This is a genomic window from Aeromicrobium phragmitis, assembly GCF_003674095.1.
Taxonomy (GTDB): Bacteria; Actinomycetota; Actinomycetes; order Propionibacteriales; family Nocardioidaceae; genus Aeromicrobium; species Aeromicrobium phragmitis.
The window spans coordinates 1-562 of sequence record NZ_RDBF01000046.1 but is presented as its reverse complement, the minus strand read 5'-3'; the positions used below and the strand labels follow the sequence as shown (position 1 = coordinate 562).

The 562-nt window shown below is 73.7% G+C and carries 1 protein-coding gene; it reads left to right on the top strand.

The window, feature by feature from the left end; genetic code table 11:
- Nucleotides 1-28: 28 nt before the first annotated feature.
- On the top strand, nucleotides 29-562 hold a 534-nt coding region (locus tag D9V41_RS16165), incomplete at its 3' end, for an AMP-binding protein (protein WP_166376085.1).

Sequence of the window (562 nt, the reverse complement as noted above, 5' to 3'; positions counted from 1 at the left end):
TCTGCCACTGTCACTAGGCTGGCCGACGATGGAACCCTCGCTGCGCCCCGTCACCGGCACCGCCCGCGAGATCCACGCGCTGCTGGAGCCGTGGGTCGCTGAGGGCGGCGCGCCGCTCGTCGTGCGCACCTCGGGCAGTACGGGCCATCCCAAGGACGTCGTGCTGTCCCACGGCGCGATCCTGGCGTCGGCGCGAGCCACCCTCGAGCGGCTCGGCGGCCCTGGGCAATGGATCAGCGCGCTGCCAACCACGGCGGTCGGCGGGCTCCAGGTCCTGGTGCGGTCGATCCTCGCCGGTGAACCTCCGGTGTTCGCCGACGAGCACCCGTCCATCCCCGACGCGGTGGCGGCGATGACCGGTCCGCGGCGGTACGCCTCGTTCGTCCCGACGCAGCTGTTCCGGCTCCTGGCGTCCGACGACGCCGCGGCACTCGCCGATCTCGACGCGATCCTGCTCGGTGGCGCGGCGGCCCCGGCCGAGCTGCTGGCGCGCGCCCGCGAGCTCGGCATCACCGTCGTCCGGACGTACGGGATGAGCGAGACGAGCGGCGGCTGTGTCTAC